This window comes from Sulfuricurvum sp., from assembly GCF_023250475.1.
GTDB lineage: Bacteria > Campylobacterota > Campylobacteria > Campylobacterales > Sulfurimonadaceae > Sulfuricurvum.
Map to the genome: position 1 here is coordinate 1 of NZ_JAHFAQ010000147.1, position 4,928 is coordinate 4,928.

Below are 4,928 nucleotides of genomic sequence, written 5' to 3' on the forward strand. Positions count from 1 at the left end.
TCGTTCAAAGATCGAATTAAACCTGAGCGGGAAGCATTACAGAATATTCTCAGTGCACTCAAACCTACTAAGTTTGATATTATCGACGATGAAAGCGGCTTTTGGGCTGTTATCACCAAATAAGAGGACACCATGAAAATAGGACTATTTTGCCTTAGCGAAAACTACTCCGGCAATGTGCAAGAGAGCATTATGGAACAGCTCCGTCTCGTTGAGTTGGCGGATGAACTCGGATTTGATGAAGTATGGTTCGCAGAACATCATTTCAACGCCTTTAGCGTTATACCCGATCCGGCTGCCATGATCGGCTACGCAGCCGGGCGTACCGGATCCATTCGACTGGGAACGGCGGGATTTCTTACCCCATTTTATCACCCCGTCCGTCTTGCTGAAACCATTGCCATTCTGGACAATATAAGCGAAGGACGGCTTAACGCAGGATTTGCCAAAGGGGGATTTGCCCCTGACACCAAGCACTTCAGCCGTGATCCCAACGAATTACGAGCCTTGATGTTTGAAACCGTAGAGGTTATCGATGATCTCTTGCACAACATCACCCCCACCTCCTACCAAGGGAAGTATATGGAGTTTAACACTGTCCGGATACAACCTAAACCTCTGCAAAAAAAAGTTCCGTTTTTCGTCGCAACTTTTGCCAATCCCGAGACAATCCGCTTTGCCGCACATCGAGGATATGGTCTTTTAATGTCTCAGGGTGCAACGTTGGAAGAGTGCCTAGAGGGACAAAAACTCTATTTTTCCATCGCTGGAGTCAATCCCGAAATCGTATTGATGCGTGTATTTTGCATCGCCGATAGCGCTGAAGTTGCCTATAGCATCTCTCGCCCTTGCATCGATCATTTTGTTAAGTGCATGCGTGCGGCATCATCGGATATTCCGCCGCCAAAATTTAATCGCGAACAATACGATGCCATTCTTACAGAACGCGAAGCTTTCTTCGACGGCCAAAAGTTCTTTGATAACGGCATCATAGGGACTCCGGAGGATTGCTTGAAAACCATTAATACCATTAGAAAGGAGCTTCCAAACGTTCACCTCATTCTCAAGCCTTCATCATCCGACCCGGGTCAGAATCGGTTGATGCTATCACAATTCAATACCCAAATTCGACCCTACATTTAAACTTAAGGAAAAAAAATGAGACAACACCTACTCCTCCTCTCACTGGCAACCGTATCGGCTTTATACGGAGCCGAGGGCGTTTTTGAACTCGGCAAAGTTGCTGTGAGCGATTCAATCGATGGTTCCGGCTCAACCACTACCGTGATTGATGCGCAAGAGATTCAAGACCATGAACGAAAAACAGTCGTAGAAGCCCTCAATCTTCTGCCGGGTACGACCATCCAAAATTTCGGTGCCCGTAATGAACAGATGATTATGATACGAGGATTTGATGTCAAACACGCTCCCCTCTTTATCGACGGTATCCCGATTTCCGTTCCGTATGACGGCTATGTTGATTTCTCCCGATTTACGACGTTCGACCTCTCCGAAATCGAAGTATCCAAAGGTCTTGCGTCACCGCTGCTCGGAGCCAATACCTTTGCCGGTGCGATCAATCTTGTCACCAAAAAGCCGAGTAAAGAGTTTGAAGGGGAAGTCGGAGCAGGATTTTTCAGCGGAAACGGACGAACCGAATATATCAATCTCGGAACCAATCAAGGGAGCTATTACATCCAAGCTTCCGCATCCAAAACCCAGCGTGATACCTATCCCCTCTCCGATGATTTTACCCCGGTACGAACCGTCAATGAAGACGGCGGTGATCGTAACAACGCCTATGCAACCGACAAAAAACTTAATCTAAAAGTGGGATATACCCCCAATGGAACGGATGAATATGCCATCAACTATATTCGTCAAAGCGCCGACAAAGGTGTCCCGCCGGACGTAGCAACAGATTTAACACAAAGAGGCTTTTGGCAATGGCGCTATTGGGATAAACAAAGTCTCTATTTTCTATCCAAAACAGACTTTGGAAACTGGTATCTTAAAAGCCGCGTCTTTTATGACCAATTCCAAAACTCATTGGCGATTTACACCAATAACGGGTTGTATGATACCTTCGCGTACGGCGGAGTCGGTAATCCGAGCTGGTATGACGAATACACCAAAGGATCATCTATCGAGAGCGGGGTAAAACTCACCTCAGACAATACTCTCAAAATGGCTCTCCACTATAAAATCGACGACCATCAAGAGGGGGGAGACAATCAAGCAGCAGTCTATGAGATGAAAGATACCATCAGTTCTCTCGGAATCGAAGATACTCATACGTTTTCCGATGCACTCAAACTTACGGTGGGTGCAAGTTATGACAAAGAAAAAATCGATATAGCTCAAAACACCCAATACGGCAAATCCAACACCTCCTATTACAACGACGGTTCCGGTGTCAGCCAAAACACGACAACCGGATATACAACCGACCAAGAGTTTTCTCATGGGGATACCTCGTCATTTAATCCCATGATCAAACTGGATGGGAAAATTGATGACTCCTTGACTTGGTATGGGGGTATTTCAGGCAAAAGCCGTATTCCGTCGATCAAAGACCGCTATTCGTTCAAATTTAATACGTTTGTCCCAAATCCTGCGCTGGATGTTGAAAAAACAATCAACTACGAAGTAGGCGGAACCAAATCTGTGGGGACGGCATCATTCAGCGGAGCTTTGTTTTACGCGGATGTAAGCGATTACATTCAAAGTGCCTATATACCTCTGTGGTATAAAAAGAATCCTGCTACTTACACTCAACAGCAACAGCTTCAAAATGTCGGAAAAGTGACCCAAAAAGGGTTTGAACTATCCGCGGTATACGCACCGATCGAATCGCTTTCGTTAGAAGGGAGCTACACCTATCTCAAAATGACCAACGAGTTAGACGAGAGCCAAAAAATCACCGATGTGCCGAAAGAAAAATTCATCGCTACCGTTGCCTATACTCCAATTGAGAATTTTACCTGGTTCACTACCTATGAATATAATTCGGAACGTTACGCCTCTGTCGGTACGACCGGAACCGCGCCAAACACAAAAAATATCTATGACACAACCGGATGCGTATCGGTGTGGAACACCAAAGCCACCTTGCGCGCAACCAAAGCGGTCTCGTTTGATTTCGGGATTAATAATATATTTGATCGTAACTATTACTACAGCTACGGTTATCCGGAAGCAGGACGTAGTGTATTCGGCAATGTCCGTTACAAATTTTAATCACCCTCGGGGAGTCGATCTCCCCGATATTTCAGTATAATAATGACTATTCAGGAGACACCATGTTTTTAGAACCGATCAATTTTGCCCAAATGTACCGCGAACACAAAGCTACCACCGACTTCAAATGTAAAAGCAGCAGCGATTGGGATGAAAAATCTGCCGATATGGCAGTATCAATGATCAACAGCCCCTATGTTAACGACTTCCTCTCCCGTATGAACATCACCGGAGATGAAGTCGTTTTGGACATCGGATGCGGCCCGGGAACACTGGCCATCCCTTTGGCCAAATTGGTTAAAGAGGTGATCGCTATCGACTTCTCCGCCCAAATGCTCGAAGAGCTGAAAGCCTATGCTGCGCGTGAGGGGATAACTAATATTAAAACATATCATATCGGTTGGGACGATGACTGGAGTTGCTTGCCGCAGATCGATATCGTCGTCGCTTCTCGATCCATGGAAGTTGCCGATATCGATGCGGCACTCGCCAAAATGTCCGCTCATGCGCTCAAGGCGTGCTATCTCACCTACAAAGTGGGGGGAAGTTTCGTCGATATGAATATCCTGGACTTCATCGGCAAAAAGGTAAAAACCAAACCCGACTACTGGTACATCCCGATCCTCCTCTATGCGCAAGGCTACCTCCCCCGCATTGATTACATCGAAACAGGTCGCGGGAGTGTCCGAAGCGGCAATGAAGATGAGTTTGTCGAATCGCTGATCTGGAGCGTTCATGAATTGAGCGAAGAGCAGCAAACCAAAGCCCGTGAATACTACCGTGAAGTGATTATTGCCCAAAACCGCCCTCCCCGAGCCGTGAATTGGGCATTTATCGGTTGGGAAACCTCAAAATGATTACCCTCAGCGACGCAGAGCTCGAATCGCTTCTCGCTGAAGATGTCCCCTACGGTGATCTAACCACGGCATCGTTGGGAATCACCGACCAGCGTGCCCGCATCACCTTTTCCACCCGTGAGCGTCCGCTCGTTATCTCCTGTACCGAAGAGGCGGTACGGCTGTGCGGACTCTACGGCTTGGAAATCGACGGTTTCGTCAAATCGGGGACTTTGGTTCCGCCCAAAAGTATCTTTCTCGAAGCGCACGGAGAAGCAGGGAATATCCACCGTATTTGGAAGAGTGTCCAAAATCTCCTTGATTACGCGGGCGGCATCTCGACCTATACCCGCGAAGCGGTACTCTTGGCCCGTAGTATCAATCCTGATATAGTGGTCGCCACTACCCGAAAAACGACCCCGTTTACGAAAAAAATAGCTATCAAAGCGGTCGAATCGGGCGGCGGTGTGGCACACCGTTTGGGACTTTCCGAATCGATCCTGGTGTTTGATTACCACCGCGTATTTTTCCCCTCCGAAGAGGCATTTGAAGAAGCGCTCAATAAAACCAAAAAAGCCAACCCTGAGAAAAAGATCGTCATGGAAGCGGCTGATGTTGCCGAAGCGCTTAAATTTGCATCTATGGGGGCTGACATCCTTCAGCTCGAAAAGTTTCCCCTATCCAAGCTCTCCGACGCCGTCCAAATCATCCGCGCCGAGCATCCCCCTATTACATTGATCGCTACGGGTGGAATCAGTGCCAAGAATATAGCCGAATACGCAAGTACGGGTGTCGATATGATCGTCACATCATCCCCTTACAGCGCACAACCTGCCGATATCAAAGTGAAAA

Annotated in this window: 4 protein-coding genes; all 4 read left to right on the top strand. The window is 47.3% G+C overall.

Going from position 1 to position 4,928, the window contains the following annotated elements:
- The first annotated feature begins 132 nt into the window (after window positions 1-132).
- Window positions 133-1,143, top strand: a complete 1,011-nt coding sequence (locus tag Q0C19_RS10955; protein ID WP_295055947.1) for an LLM class flavin-dependent oxidoreductase — start codon at window positions 133-135, stop codon at window positions 1,141-1,143.
- A gap of 15 nt (window positions 1,144-1,158) precedes the next feature.
- Window positions 1,159-3,240 (top strand): TonB-dependent receptor, encoded by a 2,082-nt coding sequence (locus Q0C19_RS10960; protein WP_295055948.1) that lies wholly within the window; start codon window positions 1,159-1,161, stop codon window positions 3,238-3,240.
- Window positions 3,241-3,302: 62 nt separating this feature from the next.
- The gene (locus Q0C19_RS10965; RefSeq protein WP_295055950.1) at window positions 3,303-4,097 is read left to right on the top strand and encodes a class I SAM-dependent methyltransferase; all 795 of its coding nucleotides are present in this window, start codon (window positions 3,303-3,305) and stop codon (window positions 4,095-4,097) included.
- Window positions 4,094-4,928: ModD protein (gene modD, locus Q0C19_RS10970; protein WP_295055951.1), on the top strand; the 835-nt coding region annotated here is incomplete at its 3' end. The genes Q0C19_RS10965 and modD, both read left to right, overlap by 4 nt.

Excerpts from the sequence above, each read along its gene's own strand:
- Q0C19_RS10955 (WP_295055947.1), top strand. The coding sequence starts at position 133 with ATGAAAATAGGACTATTTTGCCTTAGCGAAAACTACTCCGGCAATGTG.
- Q0C19_RS10960 (WP_295055948.1), top strand. The coding sequence starts at position 1,159 with ATGAGACAACACCTACTCCTCCTCTCACTGGCAACCGTATCGGCTTTA.
- Q0C19_RS10965 (WP_295055950.1), top strand. The coding sequence starts at position 3,303 with ATGTTTTTAGAACCGATCAATTTTGCCCAAATGTACCGCGAACACAAA.